Origin of the sequence: Pseudomonas sp. Marseille-Q5115 (assembly GCF_916618905.1) — a bacterium.
In the GTDB taxonomy this organism is placed as follows: domain Bacteria; phylum Pseudomonadota; class Gammaproteobacteria; order Pseudomonadales; family Pseudomonadaceae; genus Aquipseudomonas; species Aquipseudomonas japonica_A.
Window position 1 is genome coordinate 4,185,715 of the sequence record NZ_CAKAKI010000001.1, and the last position, 23,099, is coordinate 4,208,813.

Below are 23,099 nucleotides of genomic sequence, written 5' to 3' on the forward strand. Positions count from 1 at the left end.
TATCACAACCGCGGCAGGCGCTCGTCCAGCAAACGGTACAGCGGGCTGTCGGCTGGCCAATTGCGCAGAAAGCGGGCGCGATCACGGCCATAGGCCGCCGCGAAGCTACTGGCGGTCGCGAGCTGCTCCATCGCATCGAGGTCGATCAAGGCCCATTGGCCCTGCGACCAGAACAGGTTATGGGCCTTCATGTCCCCATGGCTGATTTGCTCGCGAATCAACGCGGCGAACAGGGCGTCGAGCGCGACCAACTGCGCCTCGGGCACCTGCCCATCTGCAATATGGCCGCTGAAACACTGCATCAGGTCGGGGCCATCGAGGTGTTCGGTCACTAGATAAGCCACCCCGCGCAGCCCGAACGTGCGGGTTTCCAGCACGGCCAGCGGCGCAGGGGTGGCGATACCGAGAAAGCGCAGCCGCTGCGCCTCGATCCAGGAATGCCAGGCCCGGCTGGGCCGCCAGAATCGCTTGAACCAGTGCGCCACGCCCTTGATGTTGTAGCGCTTGATCAGCAGCGGCCGGCCGTTGGCGTTGACCCTGGCCACGGTAGCCGCGCCGCCGGTCTTGTACAGGTGGCCGTGATCTATCAACTGGTCGGCATTGGCCAGCACCGGCAGCATGGCGGCTTCTTCGCTGCGCGGCATTGCCCTGAGCAGCGATGGGCCTCGGCTTACGCTGAACAACGTGCAATCACGGCCGGCCTTGGCGAGCAAATCCCGCAGGCGCCAGGCACGCACCTTGGCGATCTGTTTTTCCAGCGCCTCCATCGGCAGCGCGTGCTCACTGTTCGCCAGAAGGTAATGCACCAGCAGCTCCTCGACGAACGGCATAAGCCCTTGAGGCAGCTGGGCAAAGAACACTCCGAGGTTTTCCAGTACCCGCTGGCGCGACAGGGGCTGGCCCGGCTGTTCGGCACGCACCCCTCCGCCGTCCACCACATAAACGCGCCCACCACTGCGCAGCAGGTTGTCCAGGTGCAGGTCTTCCTGCCACAGGCCCTTGGCGTGCAAGCCGGCAATCGATTCGAGCGCCTGGCCGAGAACTTCGGCCTGTGCGTCAGCCAGCAGGGGCAAGCCCTCTACCTGTTCCCAGGCGGTGCCCAGGCTTTGCCCACCCTGAAGGAACTCGAACAGCAACCAGCCGCCCTCGCCTTCTCGCAAGCCCTCGGCCAGCAGCGTGGGCGTGGCGATGCCTTGCGTAGCCAGCAGCGCGCGCCGTCGCGCTCACGCTGAAACTGACGCGCCGCCCGGGGGCCTACCAGCAATTTCGCCAGCACCGCCCGGCCCCGCCATACGCCCGCCCCTACATAGCGCTGGCCTGGAAGCACTCGCAAGAGAGAAAGCAGCTGCAGGTCCGCTGGGCCGGCGGCGTCGGCCAGCGACAGCGTGATAGGCAATTCCGGCGTTCGGCCTGCCCGCGCCAGCTGTAGCAACGTCATTTAACGTGTCTCCTTGTGGCGTCGACGAACCAGCAGCTGCTCCATCCACGCCGTAATCTGCGTATCGGTGGGCGCCGCCTGCAGGTAGGCGGCGAGAAACCCCCGAATGTCCACTTCCGACCACGCCGATGCGCGGCGCAGCAAGGGTTCGAGGTCTCGCACCCGATCACGCTGGCCCTGCCAGGCCGAGCGGGTTTTCTCCAGGTCGATCAAGCGTGCCTCGAAGCCATCGCCCTCGGCGCGCAGGAAAATATGCTTGGGGTAGAAGCAACCATGAACCAGCCCCGCGCAATGCAGCTTGCGCGCAAGCTCCCCACAGGCCTGTACCAGCGCCGCGCGGCGGGCCGGCGTGAGCACGGGCCACTGCGCCAGCCAGGCCCCCAACTCGCTCCAGTCATCCAGGGCGCGGGTCAGTAACATGGCCTGCCATTCACCGCCCTGCCGCCGCTCGGCAAAATAACTGGCCTCCAATGCCGGGACGGCCAATGCCTCGTAGCGGCGGATATTGCGAAATTCTCGGGCTACAGTGGGTTCGCCGAGGGGGTGGCGCAGGCTGCGGATCAGATAATTGGCCTGCCGCTTGAGGTAGAAACCCTGCGCGCCTACGTCCAGCCGAAACACCTGGCTCCAGCCGCCACGCCCTACGTTCGCATCATCCACGGCGGTAAGCGGCAGCGCCCACAGCGTGTCGAAGTCGGTCAAGCCACGGCTGGCAAGCAGGGGCTGATCCCCTGGTGCGATAAAGAGCTTCATTCCCGGCCCTCGAAAAAGCTGACGATGTGCCGGATGCGTTTTTTATCCGAGGCATTGAGCCGCTCCCGCCGGCGATACGCCAGGTAGAACCGAAGCCGCTGGGTAGCGGAAAGCTCGTATTTGGCGACCTTGTCCAGGCAGGCCAGGTCCTTGGTGATGCGATACCGCAGCATGAACCCCCACCAGAATGCCCCGTTGGGGCAGTCGATCAGGTACAGCGTGCCCGCGTCGTCCACCAGCAGGTTGCGCCATTTCAAATCGTTATGGGTGAAGTGGTGATCGTGCAGGGTTCGCGTATGGCGGGCCAGTTGCGCGCTCACATGCTCCACCCACTGCCGATCCTTCAGGCGAGGGTCCTGGCGCTTCACCAGTGCCAGCAGGTCCTCCGTGGCGGGCAGCTCGCGCGTGATCATGGCGCCACGCTCGAATGACACGTTGTCACGTTCCAGCCCGAAGCCCACCACATGCGCGGTAGGAATGCCCCATTTGGCGAACCGCTTGAGGTTCTGCCATTCGGCTTTCACCCGAGGCTTGCCGAGATAGCGGCGCAACCCTTTACCCGCGCCGGTGTAGCGCTTGACGTAATAGGCCACGCCCTCATGATCGACCTTGACCAATTCAGACAAGATGTCACGAGTCAGGCGCTCGCCTTCCAGGGCGAAGACCGCATCCAGGCTGCCAAATACCGTAGCCAGGTCTTCGTCGGCAGGGTCCAGCTTCCAGCCGGCCATCAGAGCGCGTCCCCGTAACGTTGCTTGCGGGCATAGAGCTTGCCAGCCTTGCGTTCCAGCCAGGCCAACAGCGTGGCTTCGTCGCGTAGCACCTGACGCAGCGGTTGCTGGAAGTAGGCCCGCAGGAAGCGCAGCTTGTCACGCTGCGTAAGCCCGATGTCCAGGGCGGAAAAATAGAGCGCGGCCAGGTCTTTGTCGCGCCAGCGGCGAGTGATGCGCTGGCGAGTTTGCGCACGGTGCAGGTCGATCACGGACAAGCGGAAATCCGCTGCATTGAACGGCCGATCGGTGTGCAGGAGGAAGTGGCAGATATAGCAGTCACGATGGTTCACGCCCGCCCGGTGCATGGCGCCGGTCATCTGCGCCACCCGTTGGATCAACGCCCACTTGGTGAGGGGCAGCGGCGGGTTGGTGCGCCAGTCCAGGCTGTAGTCTTCCAGGCTGATCGTGGGCGCCAGCTCCTCGGTCACGATGAACGAATGCTGCGTGGCCGGGTTAGCGCCTCGCTCACCGAACGCCACGGCGGTCATGGTGGGTACGCCTACTTCATGCAGCCGGCGGATGGCAGCCCACTCCTGGCCGGCGCCAAGTACTGGCAGCTTGGCACTGAAGAGGTTTTTGAATACTTCACCCCAGCCGATGCCGCGGTGGATCTTGACGAAATACCCCCGGCCCTCGACCTCGGTGCGCAAGGTGCGACGCCCTTCGAGTTCGCGGTACACCTCCCCTTGCAAGCCTTCTACGGCAACAAAGGGATCGGTGTTGGACCACAGGTGTTTGAACGGCTCGGCAAGGACCAGCTTCATGCGGCCCGCTCCTGCAGGATCACGTCGGCGGCGTGCTGCGGCATGCTGTACAGGTCGGCGCTGTCGGCAAAGGCCAGCCCGTTGCGCGACCATTCGGCACGCGCGGCGTCGTCTTCAAGCAGGTGCTGCAGCTCACGATTGAGTTCGGCCTGCTCGAACGGCTCGCCCAACACAACCCCGGCACGCGCTTCCTCGATGTAATGGGCGTACCCGCATACCGCCGTGACCAGCACCGGCAGCCCAGCGACTACCGCCTCGAGCAATACGGTACCTGTGTTCTCGTTGTAGGCCGGGTGAATGAGCGCGTCGGCGCCCAGCAGAAAACGCGGAATGTCACTGCGGCCTTTCATGAACGTCACCTGCTCGTTGAGGCCCAGGGCCGTGCTCTGCAGTTGGAACACCTTGGGATCGTCCTGGCCAATCACGAATAACCGAGTGCGCTGGCGCAAGGCCGCTGGCAATGCCGCCAACGCCTTGAGCGAGCGGTCCACGCCTTTGGTCTTGAAGCCCGAGCCGATCTGTACCAGCAGCCGATCCTGCTCACCCAGGCCGAATTCCCGGCGGAACTCCGCCCGCACTTCGGCCGCATTGGCCGGCGCGCGGCGGTCCTGGGAAATACCCGGCGGCAACAGATGGAAGCGCTGCTGTGGGGTTGCGTAGTGTTTGACGAAAAGCGGTTGCTGAACTTCGGAAATCATCAGGATTTCCGTGCGGGCCTCGGGTGCGAACACCGCGCGCTCGTATTCGGCGAAATGGCGGTAGCGGCCCCAGCGGCGGTACAGCGGGTTGCGCAAGGTTTGCGCCTTGTCTTCGTAACAGCCATCGGCGGCGTAGTACACGTCCAGTCCGGGCATCTTGTTGAAGCCGATAAGCCGATCCACCGGGCGCTTCGCCAGGTCGGCCGCCATCCAGGCGCTCAGCTTCTCGTTGCGGCGATGATTGAACAGCGCCTTCACCGGCGCTACCAACACTTCGAAGCCAGCGGGCACGTCGCCCTCCCAGATCAGGGTATACACACGGATCTGGTGGCCGCGCCGCTGACATTCAAGGGCAATGCGCATGAAGTCTCGCTGCAGCCCGCCGAACGGGAAATATTTGTACAGCACAAAAGCCAGTTGCATCAACGCAGGTCCTCGGCCAATAACAGCGCGCTCAGGCGTCCTGCCACTCGTTCTGGGTTTACGCGAGTGAAGCACAGGGGCCACTCACGCTTGATATTGTGTTTACGCAGGTCTTCAGGGGTGGGCTTGTACGTGCAGTTCTTCTGCAGGCAGGGCGCGCAGGGCCAGTCGCTGCCCAGGTGCTCCTGGGTACGGCCATAGGCGCCGGTCAACCCAGGGTTGGTGGGCCCATACAACGACAACGTAGGCACATCCAGGGCTGCGGCCAAGTGGCCCAGACCGGTATCGACTGCCACGCATGCGCGGGCCTTGACCAGTACGTCGGCCACGCCTGCCAGGTTGAGCTTGGGCAATACCGAAACGTTGCTCAGCCCGGCGGCGATACGGTGGGCACGGCGGAATTCGGTTTCGTTGCCCCACGGCAAGCGCACGCCAATGTTGGCCAACCCCAGCCGCTCGGCGAGTTCACGCCAGTAGGCTTCGGGCCAGTGTTTGCTGTCCCAGGTGGTGCCATGCAGGAACACCACGAATGGTACCGGATGAGGCACCGCCAGCTGACGTGAACGGTTCAGGCCATACTGGCCGAAAGTATTGGGCAGGTCGTAGCCCAACGCCAGGGCAAACAGCTGGCGCACGCGCTCTACCGCGTGCTGGCCACGCACCACGCCCAGCTTGCGGTCATAGAAGCGGCTGGCGAGGGGCTCGCGCGCCGAACGTTTGTCCAGCCCCGCCACGGGCGCCCGTGCGTACCGGGTGAGCCAGGCGCTTTTCAGCAGCCCTTGAGCGTCTATCACCAGGTCGTAGCTGCGCTCGCGCATCTGCTGTTTGAAACCCCGCCACTCACCGCTCCTGACCGTGTGCCAGAGGTTCTTGCGCCAGCGCCGGATAGCGACCGGGATCACTTTATCTACGGCAGGGTGCCAGGTGGGTATTTCGCGAAAGCCCTCTTCGACCACCCAGTCGAAACGGATCCCGGGAATGGCGCGCGCGGCATCGGTGAGTGCCGGCAGCGTATGAATCACATCGCCCAGGGAAGAGGTTTTGATCAGCAATACCCGCACTTACTCGGCCCCTGCCATCAGGTTGACGGTGTCGGTCGCGTCCATGCCTTTCAAGGCATCGATGACCCGCTGCGAATCCAACAGGCGCAAGCAGTTGTAATGGCCGAAGCGGCACGTTCGGTCGAAGCAAGGCGAACAGTCGATGCCCAGGCGCACCACTGCCACTTGATCGGCGAGCGGCGGGGTGAAGCCGGGCGAGGTCGAGCCGTACACGGCCACCAGCGGCCGATTGAGCGCGGCGGCCACATGCATCAGGCCCGAGTCGTTGGACACCACCGCTGCGGCGCAGGACATCAGATCGATGGCTTCGGCCAGCGAAGTATCGCCGCACAGGTTCACTGCTTCTTCCCGCAGCCCCGGGATCAACCGTTCGCGAATCGCCTCGGCCACGGGCTCATCTTTTTTGGAGCCGAACAGCCACACTTGCCAACCCTGACGAATGCGCGCCTCGGCGACGTCGGCGTAATGTTCTGCCGGCCAGCGTTTCGATTCGCCAAACTCCGCCCCGGGGCACAGCGCGAGCACCGGGCGATCGAGTTGCAGCCCGAAGCGCTCCAGCGCAGCGGCCCGGCTGGCGGGTTCGATCCGCAGGCGTGGCTGGGGATAAGGCGTAGGGAGCGCTTCGCCCGGTGGATACGCCAAGGCCATGAAGCGCTCGATCATCAGCGCGTAGCGGTCCTTGTCCAGCGGCCGGATGTCGTTCAACAGGCCGTAGCGGAACTCGCCTTTCCAGCCCGTGCGCCGGGCGATGCCGGCGAAGAACGGCACCAGCGCGGACTTGAGCGAATTGGGCAGCACGATGGCTTGATCGTATTGGCCCTTGAACGACCGGCCGATCTTGCGCCGCGTGGCGAGGTCCAGCACGCCATGCCCGAGCGGGAAGCTGAGGGCATGGCGTACTTCGGGCATGCGCTCCAGGATCGGGCGGCTCCACTCAGGGGCGAGCACGTCGATCTGGCAATCGGGATGGCGGGCCTTCAGACACTGGAACAGCGTCTGGGCCATCACCATGTCGCCGACCCAGCTGGGCCCGATGATCAGAATTCTCATGGGTTTTCCGCAAACGATCGGGGAAGCGGGCGCCTTCCCCGTGGATTCTCAGTTTAACCTAGCCCGAACCAGGCCCAGATTCGCATGACCTCGCGGCGCTCGGCGACAAACTGGTCCCCGGCGATTACCCCTGCCTGCTTCTGCAAGGCACGCCGATGCGCGACAGCGCGGTAGGCCTTGTACGCCTCCCTCAGCAGGCTGGCCTCGAACGGCGGTAGCAACCCTGCCTGCTCGAGCCCCTCGAGAATACGGATGTTATCGGTGTAGCGCAGCAGCGCGGGATGCTCGCGCGACCAGGCCAGGGCCGCGTATTGCACCATAAATTCAATATCGACGATACCTCCGGCGTCCTGCTTGATGTCGAAGGGCATCTGCGGATCGAAGGCATTGTCGCCACGCCCGGCGGCGGTGATACGGGTTCCCAGGTTATCGCGCATCTTGGCGCGCATCTCGCTCACCTCTTCGCGCAGCTGGGCCAGGTCCCGCTCGCGCCCCAGCACTTGGGCTCGGATGTCCTCGAATGCGCGGGCCACGCTGGCGTCCCCCACCAACACCCGGGCGCGCACCAGTGCCTGGTGCTCCCATGTCCAGGCTTCCTGCTGCTGGTAGCGCTGGAAAGCGCCCAGCGAACTGACCAATAGCCCAGCCGCGCCGGAAGGCCGCAAGCGCATGTCTACCTCATACAACTGCCCAGAGTTGGTTTGCGCCGTGAGCAGGTGGATGATCCGCTGGCCGAGCCGGGTAAAGAACTGGCCGGCGTCGATAGGCCGCTCGCCGTCGGTTTCCGCTGCGCCATCGGCGTCGTGGATGAATACCAGATCAAGGTCCGAACCATGGCCCAGTTCCAGCCCGCCCATCTTGCCGTAGCCCACAATGATGAAACCTGGATCGCACAGGCTGCCATCCGGCCGCGCGGGGGCGCCGTGGCGTACGGTGGTTTGCCGCCAGGCCAGCCCCAGCACCTCGGCGAGGATGGCCTCGGCAAGCCAGGTGAGGTAATCGCTCACTTTCATCAGCGGCAAGGTGCCGGCAATTTCCGCGGCCGCCACGCGCAAGCTATGGGCCAGCTTGAAATGCCGCAGCGCTTCCATTTGCTGTTCCAGGTCGTCTTCAGGGATGCGCGTCAGCCGTTCGCGTAGCTCAGCGGCCAGTTCCGGCGCCAGCGGCGGATGGAACAGCCGCGCCTCGTTCAGCAACTCATCGAGCAGCAGTGGGAAGCGGGTAATCTGCTCGGCGATCCAGGGGCTGGCGGCACACAGCGTCAGCAGCTGACGCAGCGCACCCGGGTTCTCGGTCAGCAGCACGAGATAGGCAGACCGCCGCGCCACCGCTTCTACCAGCGGCAATACCCGCTCGAGCACCAGGTCGGGCTCGGCATGCTCGCTCGCCTGCGCCAGCAGCCTTGGGATAAAAGCGTCCAGCCGCTCGCGACCCATCCGCTGCATGGCCCGCAACTGGCCGCTGGCCCTCAGGCTCGCCAATCGCTCCAGCGCCTTGGCTGGCGCCTGGAACCCTCCTTCGGCCAGCTGCGCGATGGCGGCCTGATCGTCCTGGCGCTCCTCCCACAGCGGCAGCCATTCGGCGCCCACCATCACGTCACCGCTGTCTTCATCTTCGTCGGGGTCGGCGATCACCCCGCGGAAGTGCCAATCCACCCGCTCACGCCAGCGCATCAGCTCGGCATGGAAGGTTTGCCAGTCTGCAAAGCCAAGCATGAACGCTACCCGTGCCTGGTCCAACGTGCCATCAGGCAGCATCTGGGTTTGCCGATCTGCAATGGCCTGCAGGGCGTGCTCGGTATAGCGAAGGAATTCATACCCATCCCGTAGGTCGTCTACCACCTCGGCGGGCAAATAACCCTGCCGCTCCAGCGTCGCCAACACGCCAAGCAGCGGGCGCTGTTGCAGGCTGAGGTCACGCCCGCCGTGAATAAGCTGAAAGGCTTGAGCGATGAACTCCACCTCGCGGATACCGCCAGCGCCTAGCTTGATGTTGTCCGCCATGCCCTTGCGGCGAACCTCCTGCTGGATCAGCTGCTTCATGGTGCGCAGGGCTTCGATGGCGGAAAAGTCCAGATAACGCCGGTACACGAACGGGCGTAGCAGGTCGAGCAGTTGGGCGCCGGCTTCCTCATCGCCCGCCACTACCCGGGCCTTGATCATGGCGTAGCGCTCCCAGTCGCGGCCCTGATCCTGGTAATACTGCTCCAGCGCATTGAAGCTGAGCACCAGCGCCCCCGCCGAGCCGTATGGGCGAAGGCGCATGTCGACCCGGAACACGAAGCCGTCGACGGTCACCGGGTCCAATGCCTTGATCAAACGCTGACCCAGCCGGATGAAGAACGCCTGGTTATCTTCCGAGCGCCGCGCACCTTCGGTTTCGCCGCCTTCCGGATAGGCGAAGATCAGGTCGATGTCCGAGGAGAGGTTCAGCTCCCCGGCCCCCAGCTTGCCCATCCCCAGCACGATCAGTTGCTGAGGCTTGCCTGAATGGCGCCCCACGGGCGTGCCGAACTGTTGGCAGTGCCTGGGGTACAACCACTGATACGCCTCATCTATACAGGCATCGGCCAGGTCGGACAGGTCGCGGCATGTGGCTTGAAGATCGATGACGCGGCTCAGGTCGCGCCAGATGATGCGCACTTGCTCGCGGGCCCGCTGCCGACGCAGCGCGCGGCCCAGGGCGTCCTCGTTTTCGCTCGTGGCTACTGCCTCGTGTATACGCCTGCGCAACTCGCCCACCTCATATGCGCGATCGATATCACTGGCGACCAGCTCCAGCAGCATGGCGGGGTCTCGGCTGGCCTGCTCGTACACGAAGTCACTGGCGGCGAATACCCGAGCGAGGGCTGGGTCGTGGTGCGCCGGCCATTGCCCGCCAATTTCTTCCAGTGCCAGTTTGAAATCGGCCACGCGGCTGCTGGCGGTCGCCTGCAATACGTCGGGCAAGGGGATCAGTGCTGGACGGCTCATGGTCTATCCTTCAGGTCGCCTACACGGCAGGCCTCGCTACTTGCATGAAAGATCGCAGCTGACAGGACTGTCCAACAAAGGCTAGAAATAGCTGAAAGCTGGATAAATTTGGCAGCAGGCATCACAGGGAACCTTTCCAAGGCTGGTTTTTAGTCTAACGAACCGGCAACGGCTACAGGCTGGCGCCGGGTGGGAAAGCCACTACCTGTAGTTTTCCTACTGTCGTGGTCGCTGCGGTACATGAAATGAGCGTTGATTTGTAGTAAAACTACAGGACACCGGGCCAACCCACCGGTGATCCAAGAATTCATGTCGTCTGCCCACAAGGCCAGTCGCAAACTCAGGTCATCGATTCTGGTGGCCTTTCCGCCCTGGAGCAAGCCATGCAAGACCTCGATCCCGTCGAAACCCAGGAATGGCTGGACGCCCTGGAGTCGGTTCTCGACAAAGAAGGCGAAGACCGCGCTCACTACCTGATGACTCGCATGGGCGAGTTGGCCACCCGCAGTGGTTCGCAACTCCCCTACGCAATCACCACGCCATACCGCAATACCATTCCAGTCACCCACGAAGCACGCATGCCCGGCGACCTGTTCATGGAACGCCGCATCCGCTCGCTGGTTCGCTGGAACGCGCTGGCCATGGTCGTTCGCACCAACCTCAGGGATTCGGACCTGGGCGGACATATCTCCAGCTTCGCCTCCAGCGCGACGCTGTATGACATCGGCTTCAACTACTTCTTCCAGGCCCCTACCGAAGAGCATGGCGGCGACCTGATCTTCTTCCAGGGCCATGCCTCGCCAGGCGTTTACGCCCGTGCCTTCATGGAAGGCCGGATCAGCGAAGAGCAGATGGACAACTTCCGCCAGGAAGTGGACGGCAAGGGCCTGTCCTCCTATCCGCACCCTTGGCTGATGCCTGACTTCTGGCAGTTCCCGACGGTGTCCATGGGCCTGGGCCCGATCCAGGCGATCTACCAGGCACGCTTCATGAAGTACCTCGAGGCCCGCGGCTACATCCCCGCCGGCAAGCAGAAGGTATGGTGCTTCATGGGCGACGGTGAGTGCGACGAGCCGGAATCCCTCGGCGCTATCGCCCTGGCCGGCCGCGAGAAGCTGGACAACCTGATCTTCGTCATCAACTGCAACCTGCAGCGCCTCGACGGCCCGGTTCGCGGCAACGGCAAGATCATCCAGGAACTCGAAGGCGTGTTCCGTGGCGGCGGCTGGAACGTCAACAAGGTCGTATGGGGCCGTTTCTGGGACCCACTGCTGGCCAAGGACACCGACGGTATCCTGCAGCGCCGCATGGACGAAGTAGTCGACGGCGAGTACCAGAACTACAAGGCCAAGGACGGCGCGTTCGTCCGTGAGCACTTCTTCAACACTCCGGAACTCAAGGCCATGGTCGCTGACCTGTCCGATGACGAGATCTGGAAGCTCAACCGCGGCGGTCACGACCCGTACAAGGTTTACGCCGCCTATCACGACGCCGTGAACAACCACAACGGTCAACCGACCGTGGTACTGGCCAAGACCATCAAGGGTTATGGCACCGGCGCCGGTGAAGCGAAAAACACCGCCCACAACACCAAGAAGGTGGATGTGGACAGCCTGCGTAAATTCCGCGATCGCTTCGACATCCCGGTACGCGACGAAGACCTGGAAAAACTGCCGTTCTACAAGCCGGAGCCAGGCAGCGCCGAAGCCAAGTACCTGAGCGAGCGCCGCACCGCCCTGGGTGGTTTCGTACCCCAGCGCCGCGCCAAGAGCTTCAACGTGCCGGTACCGCCACTGGAAACCCTCAAGGCCATCCTGGATGGTTCGGGCGACCGCGAAATCTCCACCACCATGGCGTTCGTGCGCATCCTGACCCAACTGGTGAAGGACAAGGAACTGGGCCACCGCATCGTTCCAATCATCCCGGACGAAGCCCGTACCTTCGGTATGGAAGGCATGTTCCGCCAGCTGGGCATCTACTCGTCCGTAGGTCAGCTGTACGAGCCTGTGGATAAAGACCAGGTGATGTTCTACCGCGAGGACAAGAAGGGCCAGATCCTCGAAGAAGGCATCAACGAAGCCGGCGCCATGTCGTCGTTCATCGCAGCCGGTACCGCCTACAGCTGCCACAACCAGCCGATGCTGCCGTTCTACATCTTCTACTCGATGTTCGGCTTCCAGCGTATCGGTGACCTGGCCTGGGCAGCCGGCGACAGCCGTACCCGTGGCTTCCTGGTCGGCGGCACCGCTGGCCGCACCACGCTCAACGGCGAAGGCTTGCAGCACGAGGACGGTCACAGCCACCTGATGGCGGCGACCATTCCGAACTGCCGCAGCTACGACCCCACCTATGGCTATGAACTGGCGGTGATCATCCGCGAGGGCATGCGCCAGATGATGGAAGAGCAGCAGGACATCTTCTACTACATCACTGTGATGAACGAAGCCTACGCTCAGCCTGCCCTGCCGGCCGGCGCCGAGGACGGCATCATCAAGGGTATGTACCTGCTCGAAGACGACACCCGTGACGCCGCGCATCACGTGCAGCTGCTGGGCTCGGGCACCATCCTGCGTGAAGTGCGCGAGGCGGCGAAAATCCTGCGCGAGGAGTTCAACGTGGGCGCCGACGTGTGGAGCGTTACCAGCTTCAACGAACTGCGCCGCGACGGCCTGGCCGTGGAGCGCAGCAACCGCCTGCACCCGGAGCAGAAGCCTCGGCAGAGCTACGTGGAAGAATGCCTGAGCGGCCGCAAAGGGCCGGTTATCGCTTCTACCGACTACATGAAACTGTTCGCCGAACAGATCCGCCAGTGGGTTCCGAGCAAGGAATTCAAGGTCCTGGGTACCGACGGCTTCGGCCGCAGCGACAGCCGCAAGAAGCTGCGCCACTTCTTCGAAGTGGACCGCCATTTCATTGTGCTGGCCGCCCTCGAAGCCTTGTCAGACCGTGGCGATATCGAACCGAAAGTAGTGGCCGAAGCCATTGCCCGGTTTGGCATCGATCCTGACAAACGCAACCCCCTGGACTGCTGAGGAGAACATTCGTGAGCGAGCTTATTCGCGTACCCGACATCGGCAGCGGTGAAGGGGAAGTCATCGAGATTCAGGTAAAGGTCGGCGACCGTATCGAAGCCGAACAAAGCCTGGTAACCCTCGAATCGGACAAGGCCAGCATGGAAGTGCCGGCCCCCAAGGCCGGCGTGGTCAAAGCCATAAAGGTCAAGCTGGGCGACCGCCTGAAAGAAGGCGACGAGTTGCTGGAGCTGGAAATCGAAGGCGCTTCGGCTTCCGCCGCGCCTGCGGCTGCACCTGAGCCTACCGTGATCGCCAAGCCGAGCGCGCCGGACGAAGCCGAGGAAACCCGGCCGTCCGCCCCTGCGCCAAGTGGCGGCGGCGCGAGCCAGGACGTGCATGTACCGGACATCGGTTCGTCGGGCAAGGCCCAGGTGATCGAGATCCAGGTAAAGGTTGGCGATACCGTTGAGGCGGACCAGTCGCTGATCACCCTGGAATCGGACAAGGCCAGCATGGAGATCCCGTCTCCTGCCGCTGGCGTGGTCGAAAGCATCAGTGTGAACCTGAACGACGAAGTGGGCACCGGGGACCTGATCCTCAAGCTCAAGGGCGCAGGTTCCGCTGCTGCCCCGGCTGCCAGCGCACCCGCGCCCACCGCCAAGGAACCCGCTGCCGCCGCGCCAGCTGCTGCACCGAGCGCACCGGCAGGTGACACCGTGAAAGATATCCACGTGCCGGACATCGGTTCGTCGGGCAAAGCCAAGATCATCGAAGTGCTGGTGAAAGCCGGCGACAAGGTTGAGAAAGACCAGTCGCTGATCACCCTGGAATCCGACAAGGCCAGCATGGAAATTCCATGCCCCGAAGCGGGCGTGGTGGAAAGCGTGATCGCTCAGCTGGAAAGTGAAGTTGGCACGGGCGACCTGATCCTCAAGCTCAAGGTTGCGGGAAGCAGCCCGGCGCCCGCCGCGGCCGCCCCTGCTGCTGCTGCGCCTGCTGCTTCAGCACCGGCAGCACCCGCTCCGGCCGCCAAGCCTGCTGCCGCGCCTGCCGCTGCTTCGGCGCCCGTCGCCGCGCCAAGCGGCAAGGTCCATGCTGGCCCGGCCGTTCGCCTGTTGGCGCGCGAATTTGGTGTGGACCTCGCGCAGGTCGGCGCTACTGGCCCGCATGGTCGTATCCTCAAGGAAGACGTGCAGGTTTACGTCAAGGCGATGATGGCCAAGGCCAAGGAGGCGCCTGCCGCCGCGGCCGCAGGTGGCTCCGGCATTCCGCCGATTCCGGTGGTGGACTTCAGCCGCTTCGGTGAAATCGAAGAAGTGCCGATGACTCGCCTGATGCAAGTGGGCGCCGCTAACCTGCACCGCAGCTGGCTGAACGTGCCTCACGTGACCCAGTTCGACCAGGCCGACATCACCGAGCTCGAAGCCTTCCGGGTGGCCCAGAAAGCCGTGGCCGAAAAAGCCGGCGTGAAGCTCACCGTGCTGCCGTTGCTGCTCAAGGCCTGCGCATTCCTGCTCAAGGAACTGCCAGACTTCAACAGCTCGCTGGCACCGAGCGGCAAAGCCATCATCCGCAAGAAGTACGTGAACATCGGCTTCGCCGTGGATACGCCGGATGGCCTGCTGGTACCAGTGATCAAGAACGTTGACCAGAAGAGCCTGCTACAACTGGCTGCTGAAGCCGCCGCCCTGGCGGAAAAGGCGCGCACCAAAAAGCTGGCTTCGGACGACATGCAAGGCGCCTGCTTCACCATCTCCAGCCTGGGGCACATTGGCGGTACCGGCTTCACGCCGATCGTCAATGCGCCTGAGGTCGCCATCCTCGGCGTATCCAAGGCGGCCATGGCGCCGGTGTGGGACGGCAAGGCATTCCAGCCGCGCCTGATGCTGCCGCTGTCGCTTTCCTACGATCACCGTGTGATCAACGGTGCTGCCGCCGCACGCTTCACCAAACGGTTGAGCGACGTATTGGGCGATATTCGCTCCATGCTGCTCTAAGCCACTTCGCCGTGCTGCCCTATGGCGCGGCAACCCTGTTTTGAGCTGCTACGCTCGAAACCTCAACCCCGCTTCGGCGGGGTTTTTTTATCATTTTCGATCGGCGCCCAAAGTTTCATGAGGGATACACCGACTGTCGCGAAGACCTGATACTCTCGCCTGCGACCTGGCAATTGCCGGCGCATTTGACGCCAATTCAACGTCGACTACAGTAAACCGCCTGTGCTGCCGTTATACCGACGCAGGGAATGCGGAAAACCGACGCTTAACCTGCCAGATGAAGGCACAGGGCCACTGTAGCGCTTGTCAGCCGAGGCGCCATGATGCAACCTTGCTGCACGTAGCAACTGCCACCAGGCGGATCTGTGTAAACCGTATTTCTCAAGCGAGTTCTCGATGAAAAGCCACCCGGATGCCGCCACTCGAATGGCGGCCGAGGTCGTTACGCAGCTCCCCGTGCCTTCGCGCCTGGGCATGCTCCGTTTCGAACGGCTGAACGAGGCAAACTGGGCCCTGCTGTACCTGGACCCTGCCTGCGAGAAAGACTTTGGCCTGCCGGCAAGCGAACTGTGTGCCTTGATCGGCTCGCCGTATGCCAGCCTGATGGAGCCCGAAGCGCGTTATCAGCTGCACGACGCCATCCAGGCCCAGCTTGCCAAGCGCGCCTATTACCTGGTGCGCTACGTGCTGCACTCGGCCAATGGCCCGGTGAACATCCTTGAAGTGGGCGAACCCTTCAAGCAGCACAACCGCCAACTGCTGCGCGGTTACCTGTTGGGTGTCGATGACCTGGCGGGCGATACCTTCGACGCCGGGCAAGCGGACTTGAACTCCCCAAGTGGCCAGTTGCAGGTTGCGCTGGAGGTCAACCACCGGGCACAGCGCGAGCAGTTACATCATCTGGAGCGCGTTCGGGCCCAGCAGGACCTGATCCTGCGCCTGGCGCGGCAGCGCTACACCACCAACGACCCCATGCGCGAAGCGGCAGAGCTGATTACCCGCAGCGCGTGCGAGATCTTCGAGATTGACGGTACCAGCCTTTGGCACCTGGAGGGGCATCGGCTGGTCCCGATCCTCGCGTATAGCGCGGGCACCCGGACCTACAGCGTACCGGCACCGATAGATGCCAGCCGTTATCCCGACTACCTGGATGCCTTGCATCGAAGCCGAGCGGTAGATGCCAACAACCCCACAGGCGATCCACGCATTCGCAACCTCACGGCGGCGGCGCGGCATGGAGGCATCGTATCGGTGCTGGACGCGAGTATTCGTGTCGACGGGCAGGTAGTGGGCATCCTCTGCCTGGAGCAGCACACAGAGCGCGCTTGGCAGTCCGAGGAGATTGCCTTCGCCGGCGAGCTGGCGGACCAGTTCGCCCAGGTGATTACCAATCACAATCGCCGCACTGCGACCAGCGCGCTGCATCTTTTCCAGCGCGCGGTGGAACAGAGCGCCAACGCGTTCCTGCTGGTGAACTGCGATGGTGTGGTGGAGTACGTAAACCCCAGCTTCACCGCAATCACCCAGTACACCTCAGATGAAGTACATGGGCACCGCCTCTCCGAGCTGCCGGCCCTCGAAAACCTCAGCGAACTGCTGTTCGACGCACCGTCCAGCCTTGCCAAAAGCAACAGTTGGCAGGGAGAGTTCAAAAGCCGGCGCAAGAACCTCGAACCCTACTGGGGCCAGCTGTCGATCTCGAAGGTGTTCAACGACCATCGCGAGCTCACCCATTACATCGGTATCTACGAGGACATCACGCAATCCAAACTCGCGCAGCAGCGCATCGAGCGGCTGGCGTATACCGATAACCTCACCAACCTGGGGAACCGGCCGGCATTCATCCGCAGCCTCGATGAGCGCTTCGCCAGCGACGTGGACACACCACTGGCGCTCATGCTGGTGGATATCGACAACTTCAAGCGCATCAACGACAGCCTCGGGCACCAGACCGGCGATAAACTGCTGATCAGCCTGGCCCGCCGGCTACGCAACAGTTTGAGCCCTTCAGGCACACTGGCGCGCTTCGCCAGTAATGAATTTGCCGTTCTGCTGGATGACACCGACCCCGAAGCCGGCCAGCAGCTGGCGCTGCAGGTGCTTAAAACGCTCGACAAACCAATGTTCGTCGACAACCAGCTGATCAACGTGACCGCCTCGGTTGGCCTCGCCTGCGCGCCACTGCATGGGCGCGACCCGCAAACCCTGATGAAAAACGCCGGCCTGGCATTGCACAAGGCCAAGGCCAACGGCAAGCATCAGGTCCAGGTGTTTACCGAAGCGCTGAACGCGGAAGCCAGTTACAAGCTGTTCGTGGAAAACAACCTGCGCCGGGCACTGACCCAGAACGAACTGGAAGTGTTCTATCAGCCCAAGCTGTGCCTGCGCACGGGCCGGCTGCTGGGCATGGAAGCACTGCTACGCTGGAACCACCCTGAAAAAGGAATGATCCGCCCGGACCAGTTCATCAGCGTGGCCGAGGAAACCGGCCTGATCATCCCCATTGGCAAATGGGTGGTGCGCCAGGCGTGCCGCATGAGCAAACAGCTGACCGCGGCCGGATACGGCCCATTGCACGTAGCTATCAACCTATCGCCCAAACAATTCTCCGACCCGGACCTGGTGGCATCCATCAGCCAGATCCTGACCGAAGAAAAGCTCGCCCCCAACCTGCTCGAGCTCGAGCTTACCGAAGGCCTGCTGCTCGAAGCCACGGAAGACACTCGCCAACTCCTTGGGCAGCTCAAGGGCCTGGGCCTGTCACTGGCCATGGACGACTTTGGTACCGGCTACTCCTCGCTGAGCTACTTGAAGAAATTCCCGATCGACATCATCAAGATCGACCGCAGCTTCATCAACGACATCCCCACCAGCCAGGACGATATGGAAATCACCTCGGCGGTGATTGCCATGGCCCATAACCTGAAGCTGAAGGTGGTGGCCGAGGGTATCGAAACGGCAGAGCAGTTGAATTTCCTGCGCCGCCACCGTTGCGACGTTGGCCAAGGCTACCTGTTCGACCGACCAATCCCGTCGGCACGCCTGGTGGACGCGCTCAAGCGATACCCGCGCGGCCCGGCGACCTGACACAAGCGCGCACCTGAGGCACACTGTAGGGCTGTTACTGACCTACCGCGGAGAAGACCATGGTCCTGCGCTCGGAAATCCTTGTGAACAAGAACGAACTCCCTACCGCGCAGCAGGCATTGCCTGGTCGCGAAACGCCAATGGCGGTGCCCACCGAACACTTTGTGAATGGCCGCACCTTGCAAGCGCCTTTCCCGGCCGGCCTGGAAGTCGCCTACTTCGGCCTGGGCTGCTTCTGGGGCGCCGAGCGCCGCCTGTGGCAACAGCCCGGCGTGTACACCACGGCAGTAGGCTATGCCGGTGGCTATACACCCAACCCTACTTACGAAGAAGTGTGCTCCGGCCTTACCGGCCACAGCGAAGTGGTGATGGTGGTGTTCGATCCGAAGGAAACCCGCTACGAGGACCTGCTCAAGGTGTTCTGGGAATCCCACAACCCAACACAGGGCTTAGGAGGACAGTCAAGAGTAAATCTATGCTAGGAATCCTATTGCTAGCGCGCCTCAGCATAGCTATAGCCCAGCCAGGCGATCTACGTGACAGCACAGCAGCCATACTGCACCCATATCGGCAGCACCCCAGCCCCCTGAATTTTATACAGAGACCCGTATGAAAACCGAAAAAATAGTACTGGCAGGCGGTTGCTTTTGGTGTCTTGAACCAGTCTTCAAGAGAATCAAGGGCGTTCAGTCTGTGAAATGTGGCTACACGGGGGGAACCCTCAACGCACCAACATATGATGATATATGCACTGGCAAAACAGGCCATGCCGAAGCAATAAAGATTGAATTTGATAGTAGCAAAATCAGCCTATCCGAATTGCTTGAGATTTTCTTTGCAATACATGACCCAACCACTCTAAATAGGCAAGGTGCAGATATCGGAACCCAATATCGATCTGCCATATTTTATGATAGCGACGAACAGCTAGTAACCGCGAAAACCGCAATACTAGAAACTGAAAAAAATGGCCTTTGGAAAAACCCAACGGCAACCACCTTAGAGAGGTTAACTGAATTCTTCGAAGCCGAGGAATACCACCAAGACTTCTTCACAAAGAACCCAAGCAATAGATACTGCCAGATATCAATAGCACCAAAGCTCGCAAAGCTGGAAACTATATTCAAAAACCAAAAAGCAACTGGGCGCGAATAGTGCCCAATGTAAAACCGAGTCCAACCATCACGACCGCCCGCCCCGATGGGCGAGGAGGTGGCGGATGATGAAGAAGCTGCGTAAGCATCAGACTCCAGCTGCCTAGCAGGCTTTGAGGCCTGCAGGCCCATTGCCTCACTCTTGGGTAGCATTGGCGATTGGGCGCTAGGCGGCATGATGCTCTGCCGCTCGGCGGAATTTCGAAGGCTAGTTATTTAAAGTTTTTAGAACGTGAGTTAGGCTACACTGCCATATCAGCCGCACTACTCCAAACTTTTAATCTCAAGTGTGTTTAGCTATTTAATGAGGAATGGAGTCCTTGACCATGAAGATCAAAATGCGAAACAATTTATTGCAAGTTATGTAGCCGCAACTGGGTTTATCAATACCTACATATAATATAAAATAGCGGTAACTCAGAGGGTGGCGACTATGGCCAATGGGAAAATTCTTCGCCAGTTGTTCAAAGCGGGCACTGCAGGTGATACCGATGCGTTTCGCCTTGCCTCTAAAGCTGTTATCGAGGAAGAGCGGCAGAAACAACACCATCTTCTCGCTAATGATCTAGAGCAAATCCTCTACGGCAGCGACTTGAACTTCAAAGCATCTAGTAGCACATCACGCACTCACTATGATGTTCCCGTAGATAAAGAGCGCGGTTTACCGCTGCTTGACATAAGGTCACCTAAGCGCTCCCTTGATGAAGTGATTCTCCCTCCCAGCAGCTCTGCTGCACTAGAGGAGATACTCGAAGAGAACCGTCGTGCTGATGTGCTCCGCAGCTACGGTATGAAGCCCGCGGGCAAGGTGATTTTCTTCGGCCCACCGGGCTGCGGAAAGACACTGGCAGCCGAGGTAGTAGCGTTCGAACTTGATCGACCTTTGGCAATTGTCCGATTGGATGCGCTGGTTTCGTCTTTCCTTGGTGAAACGGCTGCCAACCTTCGCAAGGTCTTCGATTTTATTGCCCAGCATCCGTTTGTTGTTCTATTCGATGAGTTCGATGCAATCGGTAAAGAGCGCGGCGATAGTGGCGACCATGGTGAGCTGCGACGTGTAGTAAACGCAGTGCTTCAGATGATGGACTCATACGAAGGTCGCAGTTTGATCTTGGCTGCTACTAACCATGAGAAGATTCTGGACACTGCCATTTGGCGACGATTTGATGAATCCATCGAATTTCCGCTCCCGGATGAGAAGCAACTGAAAGATATTTTGTCACTGAAGCTGAGAGGAATCCGGCGTCAATTTGAGATTGACGACAAGGAAGTATTGACGGAGTTTAAGGGCAAGAGCGGAGCTGATGTTGAGCGAGTTATACGTCGCGCCGCGAAGCGGATGATCCTGCGGGAGCAAGAGTTTCTGACCCTCAAAGAGCTGAAAAGCGCACTTGCAAGAGAAGATCTCAGGAAGTCCTGAATCATAACAATTCAAGGAAGAAGCGGTGGCTACCTACAAGCATCTGAACATTGCACGGGAAGTTCTGGATAACTCACGCCGGACCAAGAATCCCCCTCCCTTCACCAAACGTGAAGATCGTCGAGGGCATGGCCAGAAACTCAATGCTTACTTTCTTACGGCTGAAGGGCAAGCCAAAAAGCAGATCGGCTCGACAGCTAACTCTCCCTACGTCCTCAAACTGAAATACGACGGCACTCTCAACTTCTCAAACCTTGATGTCCATGGCTTGGAGTTCGTCAGCCAGGAGGATAAACAGCTTTGCGTTGTTTTCGCGACAGAAGAAGGTTTGGCCAAGTTCGCTGACCATCTGACGAAGCTGGGTGTTATGGACGACGCCTTGACCTATGGCCAGATTCTGGAGGCTATCGCAGGGGTGGAGACATGGTCTGCGGAGGATCGGAAGAGCTGGGCGATCACCCATATCGGGATTCCGGACACCCCCACCTTCAAGCTTGATGTCGAACTATGGCCTGTCTATGTAGCGAGCCACCCGAAGCGAATCCTACTCACAAATGCTTTCGAGGCCTGGCTCTCAGGGGAGCGCATTAAAAGGCTCGACAAGCTGAATCTGGACAGCTTGCTCATGTACCGGGTTGAGGTGACGCCCGAACAAGCACAGCTACTGCTGAACCACCGCGATGTCCGGCTTGTTGATCTCATTCCCGCCACCGGAATCAGCATTCAGCAGCTGAATCGGGATATCAACGAGCTACCTCGAAACATACCTGCACCGGCCGCAGATGCGGCACGGGTCTGCATTCTGGACAGTGGTATCAACGGGAACCACCCCCTCTTGAAACCTGCGATGGCTGAAAGCGCCTCCTTTGTGGATGAGGAAGGAGACGATGACCAGGCGGGACATGGTACTGCTGTAGCCGGTGTGGCCCTGTATGGCGACGTAGAGGCCTGCAACAACTCAAATTTCTGGCGCCCGGAGCTCTGGATTTTCAATGGGAAGGTGATGAAGAAGTGTCCGCATACTGGCGATGCGATCTATGACGAGCTCTCGCTTGAGGCATCACTGACGAAAGCGGTTGAGTACTTCGTCGAGCTTGGATGTCGGATCTTCAATCTCTCCCTGGGTAACAATAATGCTCCGTACGATGGAGCTCATGTCAGGGGGCTCGCCTACATCCTGGACGTCCTCTCAAGGCGGCATAACATTTTGTTTGTGGTCTCTACGGGTAACTTCCGCGGCTCTGAAGAACCTCCAGTTCCGGTAAACAGCTGGCGTGACGAGTACCCCGAATATCTTGTCGCAGAACAAAGCGCAATCATCGATCCGGCACCCGCAATGATGGTGCTGACGGTGGGAAGCATCTCCCGGCACAACGCCACTTTTGACAGCCAGAAATATCCAGATATCAGTCAGCTCTCGCCTGCCTCGGAAAACCAACCATCACCTTTCACTCGGCATGGCCCCTCGGTTAAGGGTGCGCTCAAGCCCGAGCTTGTTGCGGCGGGTGGTAACCTTGCCAGCCCCATGAGGCAGGCCAATGCTCAGTGGTCGCCGCACATGCGGGGGCTGGGTGTACTTACGCTTAACCATCAGTGGGCAGGCAACACCATCTTCAAAGAAGTTAGCGGAACGAGCTTCGCGGCACCATACATCACTCATTTGGCCGGGCGCTTGCTGAATGAATATCCAACTGCGTCAGCGAATATGCTTCGCGCGATGCTGGTCAATCAGGCCTACCTTCCAGGTGAGGTTATTTCCACGTTTTCTAATGAGTTCAGAAAGGGCTACAAGGAGGCTAAAGCCACTCGGAAGCGTGATGTGGCGAGAGATGTCGCTGGCTATGGCGTAGTGAGTGAGGCCGACCTCTTCAGATCTTCCAATAACGTCGTAGTTCTGATGTCGGAGGAGACTATTGAAAACGACGGATGCCAGTTCTTTGAGCTGCCTTTGCCGGACGACTACCTGCGTTCCGCTCGTGGGACACGTGAGCTCTCGATAACATTGGCTTACTCGCCAGTAGTCCGAACTACCAGAATTGATTACTTGGCCACTCAGATCAACTATCGCTTGGCTGTAGGCACTTCGCTAGACGAAGTTCAGAAGCACTTTAGCAAGGAACTCAAGGCTGAGACGGAGGTGCTCAAGGAGGCCAAGTCCAGCAATCGCGACATCTCGGCCCAGCTGAGAAACCGCGGTACGGTCCAGTCTTCACGCTGGACGCTTCGGCAGTGTAAACCGGGTGAAAAGTGGTTTTTGGTCGTGGTCAGGCAAGACCGTGACTGGAACCCCTCTGCAGCAGAGAAGGAGCCCTATTCTCTGGTGGTCACTGTAGCTGATCGGGACAATGAGCATGCTCAGCTCTACACCCAGATTCAGGAGCGGATAGCGCAGCAGGCTGTGGCAAGGGAACAGCAAAAGGCTCAACAGGCTGCTCGGCTACAGAGTCGCGGGTAGTCAATATTCGCCTGCTATTGCAAGTACCCTACGGACTCAG

The 23,099-nt window shown here is 60.8% G+C and carries 13 protein-coding genes and 2 pseudogenes; 7 read left to right on the top strand and 8 right to left on the bottom strand.

The window, feature by feature from the left end; all coding sequences use genetic code 11:
• Window positions 1-2: 2 nt before the first annotated feature.
• From LG385_RS19115 to glnE, 8 genes and pseudogenes are all read right to left on the bottom strand, one after another.
• A pseudogene (locus tag LG385_RS19115) lies at window positions 3-1,438 on the bottom strand (lipopolysaccharide kinase InaA family protein).
• Window positions 1,439-2,191 carry a lipopolysaccharide kinase InaA family protein gene (locus LG385_RS19120; RefSeq protein ID WP_225775516.1) on the bottom strand — a complete coding sequence of 251 codons (753 nt, stop codon included), beginning with the start codon at window positions 2,189-2,191 and terminating at the stop codon, window positions 1,439-1,441.
• The gene (locus tag LG385_RS19125; protein ID WP_225775517.1) at window positions 2,188-2,922 is read right to left on the bottom strand and encodes a lipopolysaccharide kinase InaA family protein; all 735 of its coding nucleotides are present in this window, start codon (window positions 2,920-2,922) and stop codon (window positions 2,188-2,190) included. Before LG385_RS19125 ends, LG385_RS19120 begins: the two co-directional genes overlap by 4 nt.
• On the bottom strand, window positions 2,922-3,728 hold the full coding sequence (gene rfaP, locus LG385_RS19130) for a lipopolysaccharide core heptose(I) kinase RfaP (protein WP_225775518.1): 807 nt from the start codon (window positions 3,726-3,728) through the stop codon (window positions 2,922-2,924). Before rfaP ends, LG385_RS19125 begins: the two co-directional genes overlap by 1 nt.
• Window positions 3,725-4,849 carry a glycosyltransferase family 4 protein gene (locus tag LG385_RS19135; RefSeq protein ID WP_225775519.1) on the bottom strand — a complete coding sequence of 375 codons (1,125 nt, stop codon included), beginning with the start codon at window positions 4,847-4,849 and terminating at the stop codon, window positions 3,725-3,727. The genes rfaP and LG385_RS19135 overlap by 4 nt, the downstream gene beginning before the upstream one ends.
• Complete coding sequence (gene waaC / locus LG385_RS19140) at window positions 4,849-5,910, bottom strand: lipopolysaccharide heptosyltransferase I (protein ID WP_225775520.1); 1,062 nt, start codon at window positions 5,908-5,910, stop codon at window positions 4,849-4,851. The genes LG385_RS19135 and waaC overlap by 1 nt, the downstream gene beginning before the upstream one ends.
• Window positions 5,911-6,960, bottom strand: a complete 1,050-nt coding sequence (waaF, locus tag LG385_RS19145; protein WP_225775521.1) for a lipopolysaccharide heptosyltransferase II — start codon at window positions 6,958-6,960, stop codon at window positions 5,911-5,913.
• Between the two features lie 53 nt (window positions 6,961-7,013).
• The gene (gene glnE, locus LG385_RS19150; RefSeq protein WP_225775522.1) at window positions 7,014-9,932 is read right to left on the bottom strand and encodes a bifunctional [glutamate--ammonia ligase]-adenylyl-L-tyrosine phosphorylase/[glutamate--ammonia-ligase] adenylyltransferase; all 2,919 of its coding nucleotides are present in this window, start codon (window positions 9,930-9,932) and stop codon (window positions 7,014-7,016) included.
• A gap of 383 nt (window positions 9,933-10,315) precedes the next feature.
• On the opposite strand from glnE, the gene aceE reads away from it, so the two are divergent.
• The 7 genes and pseudogenes from aceE (at window position 10,316) to LG385_RS19185 (ending at window position 23,059) form a co-directional block, all read left to right on the top strand.
• Entirely contained in the window at window positions 10,316-12,964 is a 2,649-nt protein-coding gene (aceE, locus tag LG385_RS19155; RefSeq protein ID WP_225775523.1) for a pyruvate dehydrogenase (acetyl-transferring), homodimeric type, read from the top strand.
• Between the two features lie 11 nt (window positions 12,965-12,975).
• Complete coding sequence (gene aceF, locus LG385_RS19160) at window positions 12,976-14,943, top strand: dihydrolipoyllysine-residue acetyltransferase (protein WP_225775524.1); 1,968 nt, start codon at window positions 12,976-12,978, stop codon at window positions 14,941-14,943.
• 396 nt (window positions 14,944-15,339) lie between these two features.
• Window positions 15,340-18,030: an EAL domain-containing protein gene (locus tag LG385_RS19165; protein WP_225775525.1), complete on the top strand. Its 2,691-nt coding sequence runs from the start codon at window positions 15,340-15,342 to the stop codon at window positions 18,028-18,030.
• 59 nt (window positions 18,031-18,089) lie between these two features.
• Window positions 18,090-18,482: pseudogene (gene msrA, locus LG385_RS19170) on the top strand (peptide-methionine (S)-S-oxide reductase MsrA); the annotation flags it as partial.
• A 157-nt stretch (window positions 18,483-18,639) separates the two neighbouring features.
• A complete protein-coding gene (msrA, locus tag LG385_RS19175; RefSeq protein WP_003246627.1) occupies window positions 18,640-19,185 on the top strand; it encodes a peptide-methionine (S)-S-oxide reductase MsrA in 546 nt (181 codons plus the stop codon).
• A gap of 432 nt (window positions 19,186-19,617) precedes the next feature.
• Window positions 19,618-20,604, top strand: a complete 987-nt coding sequence (locus LG385_RS19180; protein WP_003246630.1) for an AAA family ATPase — start codon at window positions 19,618-19,620, stop codon at window positions 20,602-20,604.
• 25 nt (window positions 20,605-20,629) lie between these two features.
• On the top strand, window positions 20,630-23,059 hold the full coding sequence (locus LG385_RS19185) for a S8 family peptidase (protein ID WP_015275435.1): 2,430 nt from the start codon (window positions 20,630-20,632) through the stop codon (window positions 23,057-23,059).
• Window positions 23,060-23,099 lie beyond the last annotated feature (40 nt).